This window comes from Pseudomonas sp. LRF_L74, from assembly GCF_965644255.1.
In the GTDB taxonomy this organism is placed as follows: domain Bacteria; phylum Pseudomonadota; class Gammaproteobacteria; order Pseudomonadales; family Pseudomonadaceae; genus Aquipseudomonas.
This window is the reverse complement of sequence record NZ_CBFFRH010000006.1, coordinates 362,057-377,894: the sequence shown is the minus strand read 5'-3', so window position 1 is coordinate 377,894 and position 15,838 is coordinate 362,057. Positions and strand designations below refer to the sequence as shown.

13 protein-coding genes are annotated in these 15,838 nt (G+C 65.3%); 10 read left to right on the top strand and 3 right to left on the bottom strand.

What is annotated here, in order from left to right:
- Positions 1-92 precede the first annotated feature (92 nt).
- The 3 genes from ACSZPK_RS17495 to ACSZPK_RS17485 are packed head-to-tail and all read left to right on the top strand — an operon-like array spanning position 93 to position 4,449.
- Positions 93-2,087 carry a TonB-dependent receptor gene (locus tag ACSZPK_RS17495; protein WP_437882748.1) on the top strand — a complete coding sequence of 665 codons (1,995 nt, stop codon included), beginning with the start codon at positions 93-95 and terminating at the stop codon, positions 2,085-2,087.
- Positions 2,087-3,277, top strand: coding sequence for an MFS transporter (locus tag ACSZPK_RS17490; protein ID WP_437882747.1), 1,191 nt, complete (start codon positions 2,087-2,089; stop codon positions 3,275-3,277). Before ACSZPK_RS17495 ends, ACSZPK_RS17490 begins: the two co-directional genes overlap by 1 nt.
- Positions 3,274-4,449 carry an FAD-dependent monooxygenase gene (locus ACSZPK_RS17485; protein WP_437882746.1) on the top strand — a complete coding sequence of 392 codons (1,176 nt, stop codon included), beginning with the start codon at positions 3,274-3,276 and terminating at the stop codon, positions 4,447-4,449. The genes ACSZPK_RS17490 and ACSZPK_RS17485 overlap by 4 nt, the downstream gene beginning before the upstream one ends.
- 239 nt (positions 4,450-4,688) lie before the next feature.
- Here the strand turns inward: ACSZPK_RS17485 and ACSZPK_RS17480 are convergent, their stop codons facing one another.
- Positions 4,689-6,335: an acyl-CoA dehydrogenase family protein gene (locus ACSZPK_RS17480; RefSeq protein WP_437882745.1), complete on the bottom strand. Its 1,647-nt coding sequence runs from the start codon at positions 6,333-6,335 to the stop codon at positions 4,689-4,691.
- An 80-nt stretch (positions 6,336-6,415) separates the two neighbouring features.
- Complete coding sequence (locus ACSZPK_RS17475; protein ID WP_437882744.1) at positions 6,416-8,812, bottom strand: 7TM diverse intracellular signaling domain-containing protein; 2,397 nt, start codon at positions 8,810-8,812, stop codon at positions 6,416-6,418.
- 181 nt (positions 8,813-8,993) lie between these two features.
- Here ACSZPK_RS17475 and ACSZPK_RS17470 point away from each other — a divergent pair, with 181 nt between their 5' ends.
- From ACSZPK_RS17470 to ACSZPK_RS17455, 4 genes are all read left to right on the top strand, one after another.
- The gene (locus ACSZPK_RS17470; RefSeq protein ID WP_437882743.1) at positions 8,994-9,791 is read left to right on the top strand and encodes a hydroxymethylpyrimidine/phosphomethylpyrimidine kinase; all 798 of its coding nucleotides are present in this window, start codon (positions 8,994-8,996) and stop codon (positions 9,789-9,791) included.
- Positions 9,788-10,417 carry a thiamine phosphate synthase gene (gene thiE, locus ACSZPK_RS17465; protein WP_437882742.1) on the top strand — a complete coding sequence of 210 codons (630 nt, stop codon included), beginning with the start codon at positions 9,788-9,790 and terminating at the stop codon, positions 10,415-10,417. Before ACSZPK_RS17470 ends, thiE begins: the two co-directional genes overlap by 4 nt.
- 21 nt (positions 10,418-10,438) lie before the next feature.
- Entirely contained in the window at positions 10,439-11,722 is a 1,284-nt protein-coding gene (gene hemL / locus ACSZPK_RS17460; protein WP_437882741.1) for a glutamate-1-semialdehyde 2,1-aminomutase, read from the top strand.
- Positions 11,723-11,874: 152 nt separating this feature from the next.
- Positions 11,875-12,411, top strand: coding sequence for a tetratricopeptide repeat protein (locus tag ACSZPK_RS17455; protein WP_437882740.1), 537 nt, complete (start codon positions 11,875-11,877; stop codon positions 12,409-12,411).
- A 73-nt stretch (positions 12,412-12,484) separates the two neighbouring features.
- Here the strand turns inward: ACSZPK_RS17455 and ACSZPK_RS17450 are convergent, their stop codons facing one another.
- Positions 12,485-12,811: a DUF1820 family protein gene (locus ACSZPK_RS17450; protein WP_437882739.1), complete on the bottom strand. Its 327-nt coding sequence runs from the start codon at positions 12,809-12,811 to the stop codon at positions 12,485-12,487.
- Positions 12,812-12,940: 129 nt separating this feature from the next.
- Between ACSZPK_RS17450 and miaB the strand changes: the two genes are divergently transcribed.
- The 3 genes from miaB (at position 12,941) to ybeY (ending at position 15,811) form a co-directional block, all read left to right on the top strand.
- The gene (gene miaB / locus ACSZPK_RS17445; RefSeq protein ID WP_437882738.1) at positions 12,941-14,269 is read left to right on the top strand and encodes a tRNA (N6-isopentenyl adenosine(37)-C2)-methylthiotransferase MiaB; all 1,329 of its coding nucleotides are present in this window, start codon (positions 12,941-12,943) and stop codon (positions 14,267-14,269) included.
- A gap of 89 nt (positions 14,270-14,358) precedes the next feature.
- Entirely contained in the window at positions 14,359-15,360 is a 1,002-nt protein-coding gene (locus tag ACSZPK_RS17440) for a PhoH family protein (RefSeq protein ID WP_437882737.1), read from the top strand.
- A complete protein-coding gene (gene ybeY / locus ACSZPK_RS17435; RefSeq protein ID WP_437882736.1) occupies positions 15,353-15,811 on the top strand; it encodes an rRNA maturation RNase YbeY in 459 nt (152 codons plus the stop codon). The genes ACSZPK_RS17440 and ybeY overlap by 8 nt, the downstream gene beginning before the upstream one ends.
- Positions 15,812-15,838: the final 27 nt, after the last annotated feature.

The following is a 15,838-nucleotide window of genomic DNA, read 5'->3' as shown; positions in this document are numbered from 1 at the left end:
CCGATCGCGCGCATCGCCGCCCCGATCGCGCGCGCAGTGGCATCGACCAGCCGCCACCATGCACGGCATCTTTTCCCCGGGAGCCGCTCATCATGCTTCGTCACCCTCTCAACCTGGCCATCCTCCTGGCCATGGCTGCGCCCCTGCCGGTCCTGGCAGCCGTCAACCTGCCCAGCCTGGAGGTCACCGCCAGCAAGCGCACCAGCACCCTGGAAAAAACCGACATGGCCCTGTCGGTCGCCGAACAGGACGATCTGACGCAAGCCAATGTCGGCACCACCGATGAACTGAACCGGATATTTCCCGAACTGTTCCTCAGCGACAGCGGCCTGAGCCTGTTCCCCAACCTGAGCCTGCGCGGCATCTCGTCGTCCGACGCCTATAACGCGGCGGTAGCGACCTATGTCGACGGCGTGCCGCAGACCCTCGGCGCCTTCAGCCAGCGCCTGCTGGACATCGAGCGCATCGAGCTGCTCAAGGGGCCGCAAGGCACGCTGTATGGCCGCAACGCCCATGCCGGCGCGCTGAACATCATCACCCGCCAGCCGGGCGAGGAAACCCGCCTCGGCGTGCAGAGCCGCTTGAGCAACCTCAATCGCGAGATCGGCGCCAGCGCCAGCGGCGCCCTGGTTCCGCAACGGTTGTATGCGGAAGCGGCGGTCTATCACAACGACATCCAGGGCGAGTTGCATGGCACGCCCAACCATGGCGACGGCGACAACGGCGGCGGTCGTTTCGGCCTGACCGTCAAGCCGACCGACGACCTCAGCCTGCGCCTGCTCTACGCCCGTGATCGGCTGGCGTCCCACGAGGAGCACTACTTGCCATTCCACGGCTTCGCCGAACGCGACGTGACCCTTGGCTGGCGCGAGTCATCCTTCGTCCGTCGGGTGGAAACCAGCAGCGCGACCCTCGACTGGTCACTCAACGACGCCTGGAAACTGACCTCGATCAGCGCCCTGCAGAACTATCGCCACGAACGCGTGCTCGGTGACTACGGCCTGCAACATCCGGAGCGCCAGCGCACCGCCAGCCAGGAGCTGCGCCTGTCCAGCCAGGGCGAGGCACGGGCCTGGGACACCACGCTCGGCCTCTACTGGCAGGACAGCAAGAGCCATTCCCGGCGAATCGCCGAAGCAGGCGGCCCCACCTACGGTTACTACGGCAATGCCGAAAGCCGCATCGACAGTACCGAGAAAGCCGTGTTCGGTGACTTCACCTGGCACATCGACGCGCGCTGGGACCTGACCCTGGGCCTGCGCCACAGCCGGGAAAACGTCAGCACCGATGCCAGCCAGGATGCGGCCTACTTCCCTGGCTACGTGTTCCACGGCAGCGACCGCTTCACCAGCACCACGCCGAAACTGGTCCTCGGCTTCCAGGCCAGCGACGACCTGCGCCTCTATGCCCAGGCCAGCGAAGGCTACAAGGCTGGCGGCTATAACCGCATCGGCAGCCTGAGCGCCGACTCGGTCGCCTTCGATCCCGAGCGCTCGCTGAACCTGGAGATCGGCGCCAAGGCCAGCCTGCTCGAGCGTCGCCTGTGGGCCAATGTCGCGCTGTACTGGATGCGCATCGACGATGTCCAGCAGTACACCAACACGGTCGGCGTACAGGCCCTGGAAAACATGGGCAAGGCCCGCAGCGAGGGCGCCGAGCTGTCGCTGGACTGGCAACCGGACGACGTCACCCGGCTGCGCCTGGCCGGCACCGTCAACCGCAGCCGCCTGGTCGATGCCGATGTGCGCGACGGCAATCGCCTGGCCCTGGCGCCGCGCGGCACCGTGCGCCTGTCCGCCGAACGCAGCCTGCATTGGGATGGCCTGCTTGGCGAACTGGTGCCTGGGGTCGGCCTGTCCTATATCGGCCAGCATTACTTCGATGCCGACAACCAGTTCGCCCAGGGCGGCTACACCCTGTTCGACGCGCGCCTGGCCTGGCGTCCACGGGACGGCTACGAGTTCGCCCTGTATGGCAACAACCTCGCCGACAAGGACTATCGCACCTACGCCTTCCAGGGCACGACGGCGCAAGCCCAGGCCGGGCAGGGGCGGGAACTGGGCGTCGACATGAGCCTGCACTTCTGATGCCACGTATCCACCTGCTGCTGCTCGGCCAATACACCAGCCTGGGCCTGCTGGGCGGCTTCAGCCTGCAGTTGCTGCCGGCCTACCTGCGCCGCGCCGGCATCGGCCTGGACAGCATCGCCCTGGTGGCGCTGATCTTCCTGCCCCATGCGCTCAAGCTGGCCTGGGCGCCAGCGGTGGACGCGCACTGCCGTCGTCATCGGCGCACCTGCCTGCGCCTTTGTTACGGCGGCCTGTTGGCCTGCGTCGCCGTGCTGGCCGGCATCGACCCGGCTAGTCGATTGAACCTGGCGCTGGCACTGCTGACCCTGGCCGCATTCTGCGCGGCCACCGGCGATATCGCCAGTGACGGTCTCGCGGTGCAGGCCTTGCCTGCCGAGGATTATCCACAGGTCAATCGCCTGCAGATCGGTGGCAGCTATCTCGGCTACCTGATCGCCGGCCTGCTGGTGGCACCACTGATCGGGCATGTGGGCTGGCATGCCGGGGTGTTGCTCCTGATGGTGCTGGTAGCCATCGCCCTGTTGCCGCTGCTGGCTTTCGAACTGCCGGAGGTGACGCCGTCCTCGCTGCCCCGGCCAAGTCTGCGTGGCCTGTGGCGGCCCCTGATACGTCGTGCCGCGAGCCTGGTCCTGCTGGTGCAGATCGGCCCGCGCCTGCTGCTGGGCATGGCCTCGGCCTACTGGATCGAACGAGGCCTGAGCCTCAGTGGCGTCGGCGTGCTGGAGGCCTGGTGCATCAGCATGGGCCTGCTCGGCAGTTTGCTGGCGCCATCGTTGCTGCAACGCCTGGCGATACGCGGCAGCTTGATCCTCGGCCTGCTCGCCCTGCTGGGTGCCTGTGCCTGGCTGGTGATCGGCGAACGCCGGGCGTCGATAGGCATCGGCCAACTGATTGCCCTCTTCAGCCTGGCCAACCTGGCCTGCGGGCTGATCTTCGTCGCCCTCTACAGCCACATGATGCGTTGCGCCGACCCGGCCCAACCGGGCACCGACGTCACCGCCCTGCAATGCGTGGATGCCTGGATCGGCCTGCTGGCCGGTTTCGCGGGGGCATGGCTGGCGCACTGGTTCGGCTTCGACGGGCGCTTCCTGATTGCCGCGGCGGCGCTCTGCCTTGCCCTTATCGCCCTGCCCATGCTGATCGGGCCCGGCAGAACCCCGAATTCCAAGGAATCACTGCAACCATGACTGCTCGTATCCTCGTACTCGGCGCCGGCATCGCCGGCCTGGCCACGGCCTGGTGGCTGAAGCACAAAGGTTTCGCCCCGGTGGTGGTGGAACGCGCGCCAAGCCTGCGCGAGGACGGTTTCGTCCTCAGCCTCGGCGGCACCGGCTTCACCGTCGCCGAGCGCATGGGCATTCTCGACGAACTGCGCAACAGGAACGTCAACCTCGGCCGTACGCTGTTTCGCGACAGCCGTGGGCGCGATGTGCTGCTGGTCGATCACAGCCGCCACCTGCACAACCTCAACCTGCTGCCGGTGTGCCGCGACGATCTGGTGCAGGCGCTGTACCAGGCTGTCGAGGGCGATGTCGAGGTGCGTTTCGGGCGCCAGTTACAGAGTCATGTCGAAGACGACGAAGGTGTCGATGTCACCTTCGACGACGGCAGCCAGGAACGCTTCGCCTATGTCGTCGGGGCCGAGGGCTGCTTCTCCGACCTGCGGCGCCGAGCGTTCGCCAGCGACGAGGCATGCCTGCGGTCGCTGGGTTACAACGCCGCCTCGTTCATTGTCGAAGGCGACATGGCCCCTGGTGGCGAGCAACACCTGTCGTTCTCCGAGCCCGGCTATGTGGTCGAGTGCTACAACATGCGCCCCGGCCTGCTTGCCACCTTGTGGCTGTGGCACAGCGACGATACCCGGCGTATCGCCCCGCCGCAGCGCAAGGCGCGGCTGCGCGAGACCTTCGCCAACGCCCACCCGGACGTGCTCAAGGTGCTCGAACCGCTACCCGAGGATCGTGGTTTCTACCTCGACCACCTGATGCAGGTGCACCTGCCGCAGTGGCACAAAGGCCGCCTGGTACTGGTCGGCGATGCCGCCCACTGCCTGACCCTGGCCTCCGGGCGTGGCGCCAGCATGGCCCTGACCGGCGCCTGGCTGCTGGCCGACGAGTTGGCGCGGGATTTCTCCCCGGCGGCCCTGCCCCGCTACGAAGCCGCGCTGCGTCCAGACATCGTCGAGTTGCAGGCCCTGGCCAAGCGCATGAGCGGCTGGTACGCACCGATCACCCGACGCGGCTGGCACCTGCGTAACTGGGCGATGCGCCTGATGCCCGCCCGCCTCAGCGCCTGGCTGCTCAGACGCACCTTCGACAAGCTGAAGAAAACGCCATTGGCGATGAGGATTGCGGGGTAGACCTCTATCGAGCGCAGAGAAAGCTGGTTGGCCGAGGTGTGCCAGAGAGTCGGCTTCGAGGCAGGAGCGGACACTCGTGCGGTGACCCTATTACGCGGTGTATTTAACCGTCATCCCCGCGAAGGCGGGGACCCAGAAGCGCTTTTTTATTTGGGCTCCCGCCTTCGCGGGAGTGACGGCAAATAATCTCGAACGTCCGCTCCTGCCTCGAACCGGCCATAACCCCCAACGGCTTTTCGCTATCCCACCGGCAACGCCCGTGCGATCAGCCCTTCGACATCGAGCCCGTGCGGCAAGGTGCCGAAGGCATGGCCGCGCCCTTCCAGGCGGCTGGCGATGAAGGCGTCGGATACCACGGCGTTACCGGCTTCGAGCAATAGCTTGGCTTGCAGGGCCAACGCCACATCCTCGGTGAGCTGGCGGGCCCGGTACTGGATCGCCTCGGTATCGCTGAAGTCAGCGCGCAGGCGTTGGATGTGCGCACGCAGGCGAGCATCGCCCTGGCCGTCGCCCAGCTCATCGAACAGGGCCGTGAGTACCCCCGGTTCCTTGGCCAGCGCACGCAGCACGTCCAGGCACTGCACATTGCCCGAGCCTTCCCAGATCGAGTTGACCGGTGCCTCGCGATACAGGCGCGGCAGGATCGAGTCCTCCACATAACCGGCGCCGCCCAGGCATTCCTGGGCTTCGTTGATCATTGCCGGGGCACGCTTGCAGATCCAATACTTGCCCACGGCGGTGACCAGGCGGGCGAACCTGGCCTGGTGCTCATCGTGCGGGTTGTCCAGCGCGTGCCCCAGACGCAAGGTGAGGGCCAGCGCGGCCTCGCTCTCCAGCACCAGGTCGGCCAGGACGTTCTGCATCAGCGGCTGCTCGAGCAGCACGCGGCTGCCGACCTGGCGATGACGGCAGTGGTGGACGGCCTGGGTCAGTGCCTGGCGCATCAGGGCACTGGAGCCGATCATGCAATCGAAGCGGGTCATGGCGACCATCTCGATGATGGTCGGCACGCCACGACCATCCTCGCCGACCATCCAGGCCAGCGCGCCGCGGTATTCCACCTCGCCGGATGCGTTGGCCCAATTGCCGAGCTTGTCCTTGAGCCGCTGGATGTAGAACGGGTTGCGCTCGCCGTCCGGCCGATGGCGCGGCAACAGAAAACAGGACAGCCCCTTGTCGGTATACGCCAGGGTCAGGAAGGCATCGCACATCGGCGCCGAGCAGAACCATTTGTGGCCGACCAGTTCGTAGGCGGCGCCAGGACCGCCGCCCCCGAGCGGATAGGCCCGGGTGGTATTGGCGCGCACATCGGTGCCGCCCTGCTTCTCGGTCATCGCCATGCCGATGGTCACGCCCTGCTTCTGCTCGATGGGCAGGTTGCGCGGGTCATAGCGGGTGGAGAGGATCTTCGGCAGCCAGGTCTCGGCCAGATCCGCTTGCAGGCGCAGGGCCGGCACACTGGCATAGGTCATGGTCAGCGGGCAGGCATTGCCGGCTTCCGCCTGGTTGTGCAGGTAGTTGAGCGCCGCGCGCGCGACCTGGGCACCGGGGCACGGATCGCTCCAGGCCATGGACGGGATGCCGTGCTCGATGGCCGTACGCATCAGCTCGTGATAGGCCGGGTGGAACTCCACCAGGTCGATGCGATTGCCGTAGCGATCATGGCTCTTGAACTGCGGTTTGTTCTGGTTGGCGAGAAACCCCGCCGCCATCAACGGCCCACCGGCCAGCGCGCCATAGCTATCCAGGCGCTGCTCGGCCCAGGCTGCGCCAAAGCGATGGGTCCACTGCTGCAAGGCCAGGTCGAGCCGATACAGGTTGGCGCCATCGAGGGGCGGCACCTGGTTGAATACCTCGTGGGTTTCCGCGAATCGATGCAAGGACATCTCGGACCTCCAGGGGCGGGAGCGCGGGGAACTGCAACAGTGTGGACCTGGCAGGCGTCCCGTCAAGCGTGCCCCTGGCTTCAGGCTTCCGGCTTGCCGCTGTCTTTCCGGCACAGCACCCAGTCGTGCAGCATAGTCTGCAACTCGACGAACTTGGTCGGCTTGGCCATGTAGTCGCTCATTCCCGCGGCCAGGCAGCGCTCGCGATCGCCGACCTGGCTGTGGGCCGTGAGCGCAATCACTGGCAGGTCGGCGAAGCGAGGGATGCCACGTATGCTGCGACAGGCGGCGAAACCATCCATCACCGGCATCTGGCAGTCCAGCAGCACCGCATCCACAGGCTCGCTGTCCAGCCGTTCCAGCGCCTCGACACCATTGTCGGCAGTACGCACCCGGTAGCCGAGCTTGAGCAGCATGCCACGGGTCACCAGTTGATTGATCGCGTTGTCCTCGACCACCAGGATGGTGCACTCGCCAGGCTGGCGCTGCGGCCAACCTCCGGGACGGCGCAGCGGAAAATCGACGGGGGTGCTTTGCTCCGGCAGCTTGAGCAGCAGGCTGATGGCAAAGGTACTGCCTTCACCCGGCCGCGACTGGTGCTGCAGGCTGCCGCCCTGCAACTCGACCAGTTGCCGGCAGATCGCCAGGCCGATGCCCAACCCGCCATAACGACGCGTCATCGAGCCATCGAACTGCTTGAAGCTCTGGTACAGGTTGCTGTCTGGCATGCTGAAACCGATGCCGCTGTCCTGGACCTCGATGCGCAGCGGAATACTCGACGTCATCGGCCCAGCCGCCGCCACCGTCACCGCCACGCCGCCCTCATGGGTGAACTTGATCGCGTTATCGAGCAGGTAGCCCAGGCTTTGTGCCAGTTTGCCGGCATCGCCTTCGAGGGTATCGGGCAAACCACTTTCCAGGTCGATATTGAATGTCAGGCCCTTGGCAATCGCACCGGGCCCGTGCTGTACGCGCAGGCCGTCGAACAGGCCGCGCAGACTGAACGGCTCACGCCGCGCATACAGACGCCCGGCCTGCAGCTCCGTCAGCATCAGGATGTCGTCGACCATGCACATCATGTCGCGCGCGGAGTTGGCCGCGGTCCTCTGGTACTGCGCCAGCTCGACGCTCAGGTCGAGGGTCTGCATCAGCTCCAGCGAGCCGATCACGCCATTCATCGGCGTACGCAGCTCGTGGGTGACCGTAGCCAGGAACTCATCCTTCAGGCGATTGCTGTCGGCCAGCTCGCGATTGAGCAGTTCCAGCTCGCGCCCAGTCTGCTCGAGCAGGCGCGTACGTTCTTCCTTCATCGCATTGATACGGTCGGCCAGGGCCAGGGACAGCAAGCCGACCTCCAGCGCCGAGCCGATCTGGCTGGCGTACATGGTCAGGAATACGTTGGGTAGGTAACCAAGGACCATCAGGGTGTTGATCGCCCCGCCGACCAGGAACGCGGTCCAGGCGATGATGAAGTAGCGCGCCACGCGCAAGCCGCGCAGCCAGGCCAGGATGCCGGCGAAAAAGATCATCACGGTGAAGGCCAGGGCCAGGTAGGTCGCCAGGCGCAACGACAGGCCATAACCGGCGGTCAGCGCCAGCCCCATCACCAGTACGCCACAGCCCATCAGCACCAGCAGGATGCGGTCGACCCAGCGGCTGTGCGAGGCGGTATGCAGGAAGCTACGGGCGAACTGGCTGCCGAACAACGCCGTGGCGCCGACCAGGAACGGCGTCGAAGCGTTGGCCCACCAGGGATTGTTCGGCCACAGGTACTGGATGCCCGCGCCATTCACCGACACTTGGTACAGGCCGAACGAGGCGATGTAGAGGATGTAGTACAGGTAACTGGTGTCGCGCACGCTGACGAAGATGAACAGGTTGTAGAACAGCATCACCAGCAGCACGCCATAGATGATGCCGAGCACGTAGATGCGTTGCGGCTGGTCCTCCAGGTAGGCCTTGGGCGACCAGAGGATCAGCGGCGCCTGCATCGATCCTTCACTCTGCAGGCGCAGGTAGATGCGCTTGGTCTGGTGCGCGGTCAGGTCGACTTCGAAGACATAGTTGTTCTGTTTCACCTGGCGGCTGTTGAACGGCAGCGTATCGCCGCTGCGCTGGGCCAGGCGGTAGCCCCCATGCTCATCGGGCAGATAGAGGTCGACCCGGTCGAGTGGCGGATAGGCCAGTTCCAGGTACCACAACCGCTCTTTGTCGCGGCTCATCGGCTGGTAGTTGAGATCGACCCGCAACCAGTAGGCGGAGCGGGTGTAGCCGGCGTTGAGGACCTGGCCAGCGTGGCGGCGGAAATTGCCGCTCAACGCCGGTGACAGGATGTCGCTAATGCTTGCTTCACCACGGACATCTTCGAATATGTCCATGTGCGGGCCGAGCGCAACACTGCGGGTGAACTCGTCGAAGTCGACAGCCCGCGCGAACATTGCCTGAAAACACAAGAGAAAGAAGAGTGCGTAACGCATGCCGCCCCGCATGACCCAAGCCAAACTGCGCCCGGAAACCTTCCGCTACCGGTGGCGCGCTGCACAAAGTCTATCAATACAAAGCACTCTAGGGCCTGTTTCGTCATTCGTAAAAGCCACGGCCTGGGAAGGCGCATGCCGAGTTGGGAGCGCCACCCGGCAAGTGGTAAGCTGCGCCGCCATGAATACATACACCTCCCGTCCCGTCGTCCTCTGCCTGTCCGGCCACGATCCCAGTGGTGGCGCCGGCCTGCAGGCGGACATCGAAGCCCTGCTCGCCCAGGGTTGCCATGCGGCCCCTGCCGTCACCGCGCTGACCGTGCAGGACACCGTCAACGTCAGCGACTTCCGCGTCCTCGACCGCGAATGGGTGATCGCCCAGGCCAATGCGGTGATCGCCGACCTGCCCGTCGCCGCGGTCAAGCTGGGCATGCTCGGTTCGGTGCAGATGGTCGAGACCGTGCTGGAAATCATGCAATCGCTGCCCGGCGTGCCGTTGGTCTGCGACCCGGTACTGCGCGCTGGCGGCGGCGGCTCGCTGGGCAAGGACGATGTCGGCTACGCCATGCGCGAGCGTTTGCTGCCCAGCGCGACCATCGCCACGCCCAACCTGCCGGAAGCACGCATCCTCGCCGACCTGCCCGACGGCAGCGCCGATGAATGCGCCGAGAAGCTCCTGCCGTTCTGCCAGCACCTGCTGATCACCGGTGGTCATGGCGACGAGAGCGAGGTGCACAACCGCCTGTACGGACGCGACGGCAGCCGTCACACCTTCACCTGCCAGCGCCTACCAGGCAGCTACCACGGCTCGGGCTGCACCCTCGCCAGCACCCTCGCCGGCCGCCTGGCCCTGGGTGAAGAGATGGTCAGCGCCGTACGTTCGGCCCTCGACTACACCTGGCGCACCCTGCGCGATGCCGAGCAACCCGGACGCGGCCAGTTCGTGCCGCGCCGCCTGCCCCTGGATTTCAACCTATGAAACTACGTGGCCTGTACGCCATCACCGACAGCAGCCTGCTGGCCGACGGTCGCCTGCTGCCTTATGTGGAAGCCGCCTTGCGCGGTGGCGCCCGTCTGTTGCAATACCGCGACAAGTCCGCCGACGCAGCCCGCCGCCTGCGCGAGGCCGAGGCCCTACTCAAGCTCTGCGAGCGCTACGGCGCCGGCCTGATCATCAACGACGACGCCGAACTGGCTGCGCGCCTGGGTGTCGGCGTGCACCTGGGGCAGAGCGACGGTTCGCTGGATGCCGGCCGCGCCCTGCTCGGCCGCAAGGCCATCATCGGTTCGAGCTGCCACGCCGACCTCGGCCTCGCCCGCCAGGCCGAAGCCCAGGGCGCCAGCTACGTCGCCTTCGGCCGCTTCTTCAATTCCCTGACCAAACCCGGCGTACCGACCGCTACCCTGGAATTGCTGGCCGAGGCCAAGCAGAACATCGGCCTGCCCATCGCCGCGATTGGCGGCATCACCCTGGATACCGCGCCGGCCCTGATCGCCCAGGGCGCCAGCCTGCTGGCGGTGATCAACGCCCTGTTCGCCGCCCCCTCCGCCGCCGAGGTGGAGCAACGCGCGCGCGCCTTCAGCGCGCTGTTCGAAAACGCCTGACCTTTATATAGAGAAGCCGCCATGTCCCGTTCCGAAGCCCTCTTCGCCAATGCCCAGAAACACATCCCCGGCGGCGTGAATTCGCCGGTGCGCGCATTCAAGAGCGTCGGCGGCACGCCGCTGTTCTTCAAGCATGCCGAAGGCGCCTACGTCACCGACGAAGACGACAAGCGCTACGTCGACTATGTCGGCTCCTGGGGCCCGATGATCCTTGGCCACAGCCATCCGGAGGTGCTCGACGCGGTGCGCAGGCAGCTCGACCACGGCCTGTCCTACGGCGCGCCGACCGCCATGGAAACCGAGATGGCCGACCTGGTCTGCGCGCTGGTGCCGTCCATGGAAATGGTACGCATGGTCAGCTCCGGCACCGAGGCAACCATGAGCGCCATTCGCCTGGCCCGTGGCTACACCGGCCGCGACAGCATCATCAAGTTCGAAGGCTGCTACCACGGCCACTCCGACAGCCTGCTGGTCAAGGCCGGCTCTGGCGCCCTGACCTTGGGCGTGCCCAGCTCGCCAGGCGTGCCGGCGGCCTTCGCCCAGCACACCCTGACCCTGCCGTTCAACGACCTGGCGGCGGTGGAAGAAACCCTGGCCAAGGTCGGCCAGGAAGTCGCCTGCATCATCGTCGAGCCGGTGGCCGGCAACATGAACTGCGTGCCGCCGGCACCCGGCTACCTGCAAGGCCTGCGCGCCGCCTGCGACAAGCACGGCGTGGTGCTGATCTTCGACGAAGTGATGACCGGCTTCCGTGTCGCCCTCGGCGGCGCCCAGGCCTACTACGGCGTGACCCCGGACCTGTCGACCTTCGGCAAGATCATCGGCGGCGGCATGCCGGTCGGCTGTTTCGGCGGCAAGCGCGAGATCATGTCGCACATCGCCCCGCTCGGCCCGGTCTACCAGGCCGGCACCCTGTCCGGTAACCCGCTGGCGATGGCCGCTGGCCTCACCACCCTGCGCCTGATCAGCCGCCCCGGCTTCCATGACGAACTCAGCGCCTATACCAGTCGCCTGCTGCAAGGCCTGCAGGAGCGGGCCGATGCCGCGAGCGTGCCCTTCGTCACCACCCAGGCTGGCGGCATGTTCGGCCTGTACTTCAGCGGCGCCGACGACATCGTCACTTTCGAAGACGTGATGACCAGCGACGCCGAGCGCTTCAAGCGCTTCTTCCACCTGATGCTCGAAGGCGGCGTGTACCTGGCGCCAAGTGCATTCGAAGCCGGCTTCACCTCCATCGCCCACGGCGACGCGGAACTGAAGATCACCCTGGACGCCGCCGAGCGCGCCTTCGCCCAACTGCGCTGAATCACCCGCGCCGCCCGGGCGGCGCGACCGCATCGAAGTAAATCAGGTAAAGGCTTTGTAACGACGCACCGGCTTAACCCATAATGTGACGGCCGGCGCGGATCGCCGGCCAGGTCTAGGATTCGCCGGTTCTGCGAGGCGCTGTGATTTCGATGAGATGCAACGGCCAAACCCTGTTCATGGGTTGCCTGCTGTTGATTTCCCCACTGCTGGTTAAAGCGGACAGCGATTTGCTGATGCCGCCGACCGACCGCTGCTCATTGAATACCGCCCCCGAAGACCTGCCCAAGGCCCTGGAAAACTGCCAGCAGACCGCCGAGAGCGGTAACGCCCAGGCCCAGTACGAGCTGGGCGACTTCTATTACGAAGACCCCCGTACCGAACGCGACCTGAACAAGGCCCGGCACTGGTTCGAGCAGGCCTCGCTGCAAGGCAACGCCCCGGCCCAATTGCGCCTGGGCACCATGTTCTTCCGTGGCGAAGGCGTACCGGCGAACAACGTACAGGCTTACATCATCCTGAAGATGGCGGCGGTCAATGGCTCCGACGAAGCCATGGACAGTGCCGACCTGGTCGCGGAAAAGATGGACCGCAACGAGATGGAGATGGCCAGCCAGGTGCTCGGACAGATCTTCCGCGACTACCTGATGACCCTGCAGAACATCGGGCGCTCGCCGTTCGGGGAATAGGCCAGCGGACAAAGTCTCGCGAGCTAGCGTCGACGCGCAGCAGACTTTGAACAGGTTCTAAAGCTGCCGACTGTTACTTCTCGGGCATCGGCATCGGAAACGGCATCACGTTCCCGCTCCCCTTGGCCTCGCTGATCTTCGGCGTCCCCAGCCGCTCCACCTCGTCGATACGCACGATCGAGTGCATCGGCACGAAACTGCGTACCACGCCTTCGAACTGCGCCTTGAGCTTCTCTTCGCTGGGGTCGACCACGATCTGCGCCCGCTCGCCGAAGACGAACTCCTCGACCTCAAGAAAGCCCCACAGATCGCTCTGGTAGATCTGTTTGGCGTACATCTCGTACACCTGGCCCTGGTTGAGAAAGATGACTTTATAGATCGGCTCGCGTTTGCTGCTCATGGGGCGCGGGAGGGATGGCATCGAATGAAGGGGCGCGGATCATAGCACGCCCAGCAGCTGACGCTAGGAACACACGCCACTCCTCCCTATAATGCGCGGTCCTATCGACCACCCTCCGACGACACGAAGATGGCCAAGAAGCTTTATATCGAAACCCACGGTTGCCAGATGAACGAGTACGACAGCTCGCGCATGGTCGATCTGTTGGGCGAGCACCAGGCCCTCGAAGTGACGGACAACCCGGCCGAAGCCGACGTGATCCTGCTCAATACCTGCTCGATCCGCGAAAAAGCCCAGGACAAGGTGTTCTCCCAACTGGGCCGCTGGCGCGAGTTGAAGCTGGAGAACCCGGACCTGGTGATCGGCGTCGGTGGTTGTGTGGCCAGCCAGGAAGGCGCGGCGATCCGCGACCGCGCGCCTTACGTCGACGTGGTGTTCGGCCCGCAAACCCTGCACCGCCTGCCGGAAATGATCGACGCCGCCCGCCAGCTCAAGCAGCCCCAGGTCGACATCAGCTTCCCCGAGATCGAAAAGTTCGACCGCCTGCCCGAACCGCGTGTCGACGGCCCCAGCGCCTTCGTTTCGGTGATGGAAGGCTGCAGCAAGTACTGCACCTTCTGCGTGGTGCCCTATACCCGTGGCGAAGAAGTCAGCCGCCCGCTGGACGACGTGCTCGGCGAAATCATCCACCTGGCCGAACACGGCGTGCGCGAAGTCACCCTGCTCGGCCAGAACGTCAACGGCTATCGCGGCGCGACCCACGATGGCGGCATCGCCGACTTCGCCGAACTGCTCTACCTGGTGGCGGCCATCGACGGTATCGAGCGCATCCGCTACACCACCAGCCACCCGCTGGAGTTCTCCGACGCGCTGATCCAGGCCCACGCCGAGATCCCGGAACTGGTGAAATACCTGCACCTGCCCGTGCAATCCGGCTCCGACCGCATCCTCGCCGGCATGAAGCGCAACCACACCGCGCTGGAATACAAGTCACGCATCCGCAAGCTCAAGGCCGCGGTGCCGGACATCCTGATCAGTTCCGACTTCATCGTCGGCTTCCCCGGCGAGACCGAAAAAGACTTCGAGCAGACCATGAAACTGGTGCAGGACGTCGGTTTCGACTTTTCCTACTCCTTCGTCTACAGCTCGCGCCCCGGCACGCCAGCCGCCGACCTGGTCGACGACACTCCGGAAGAGGTCAAGAAACAGCGCCTGCAAATCCTCCAGCAGCGCATCAACCAGCAAGGTTTCGAGAACAGCCGACGGATGGCCGGCACCGTCCAGCGTATCCTGGTCAGCGACTACTCGAAGAAAGACCCCGGCATGCTCCAGGGCCGTACCGAGACCAACCGCGTGGTCAATTTCCGCAGCACCAATCCACGTCTGATCGGCCAGTTCGTCGACGTTTACATCGAAGAAGCCCTGCCGCACTCGCTGCGCGGAGCGCTTATCGACTAATGGCCCGCTCGCCCCGGCTTTCCGGCTCGGGCGAGCGGCGCTATGCTCCCTGACTCAATCCCTGCCGACTGAGCGGCCATACCACTCCATTGAACACACCCATAGAACCGCATCATTTCACCCTCGAGCCCTTCGAAGCCCAGCGCTTCGCCAACCTCTGCGGGCAGTTCGACGAGCATTTGCGCCTGATCGAACAGCGCCTGGCCATCGAGATCCGCAACCGTGGCAACCAGTTCGAACTGATCGGTACGCCCCAGCACACCCGCTCGGCGGAAAACCTGCTGCGCCGCCTGTACCGGGAAACCAAGGGCACTGAACTGTCGCCCGAACTGGTGCACCTGTACCTGCAGGAATCCGGCATCGAGGAACTGAACGAAAACCCGCGCGGCAGCGCCACGGTCACCCTGCGCACGCGCAAGGGCGTGATCAAGCCGCGCGGCGAGAACCAGCAGCGCTACGTGCGCGCCATTCTCGACAACGACATCAACTTCGGCATCGGCCCGGCCGGCACCGGCAAGACCTACCTGGCCGTAGCCTGCGCCGTCGACGCCCTGGAGCGCGAGCAGGTGCGGCGCATCCTGCTGGTGCGTCCGGCGGTCGAGGCCGGCGAGAAGCTCGGCTTCCTGCCAGGCGACCTCGCGCAGAAGATCGACCCGTACCTGCGCCCGCTGTACGACGCCCTCTACGAGATGCTCGGCTTCGAGCAGGTGGCCAAGCTGATCGAGAAACAGGTGATCGAGATCGCACCGCTGGCCTACATGCGCGGGCGCACGCTGAACAACAGCTTCATCATCCTCGACGAGAGCCAGAACACCACCCTGGAACAGATGAAGATGTTCCTCACCCGCATCGGCTTCGGCTCGACGGCGGTGATCACCGGCGACATCACCCAGGTCGACCTGCCGCGCGGCACCAAGTCCGGCCTGGCCCATGTGATCGAGGTGCTGCGCGACGTCCAGGGCATCACCTTCACCCACTTCAAGCCCAAGGACGTGGTGCGCCACCCGCTGGTGCAGCGCATCGTCGAAGCCTACGAGGCCTTCGAGCGTCAACCGCAGCCACAACGGGGCGAGAGCAAGGGCGATGCTTGAACTCGACCTGCAGAACGCCTCGACGGCCAGCGGCCTGCCCACTGAAGCGCAATTGCGCGAATGGTGCGCCATTGCCCTGCGCCAGCGCACGGCCGATTCGGAACTGACCATTCGCCTGGTCGACGAAGACGAAGGCCGCGCGCTGAACCACACCTGGCGGCAGAAGGACTACGCCACCAACGTGCTGTCGTTCCCGGCGGATGTGCCTGACGAGTTGCTGGATATCCCACTGCTCGGCGACCTGGTGATCTGCGCCGCCGTGGTCGAGCGCGAGGCCGTCGAGCAGGGCAAGAGCAGCGAGGCGCACTGGGCGCACATGGTCATCCATGGCTGCCTGCACCTGCTCGGCTACGATCACATCGACGATGACGAAGCCGAAGAAATGGAAACACTGGAACGGGAATTGCTGTCGGAACTGGGGCATCCCGACCCTTATGCCGCTGACGAATGACGACCGAACAAGAAGGATTCGAGTAAA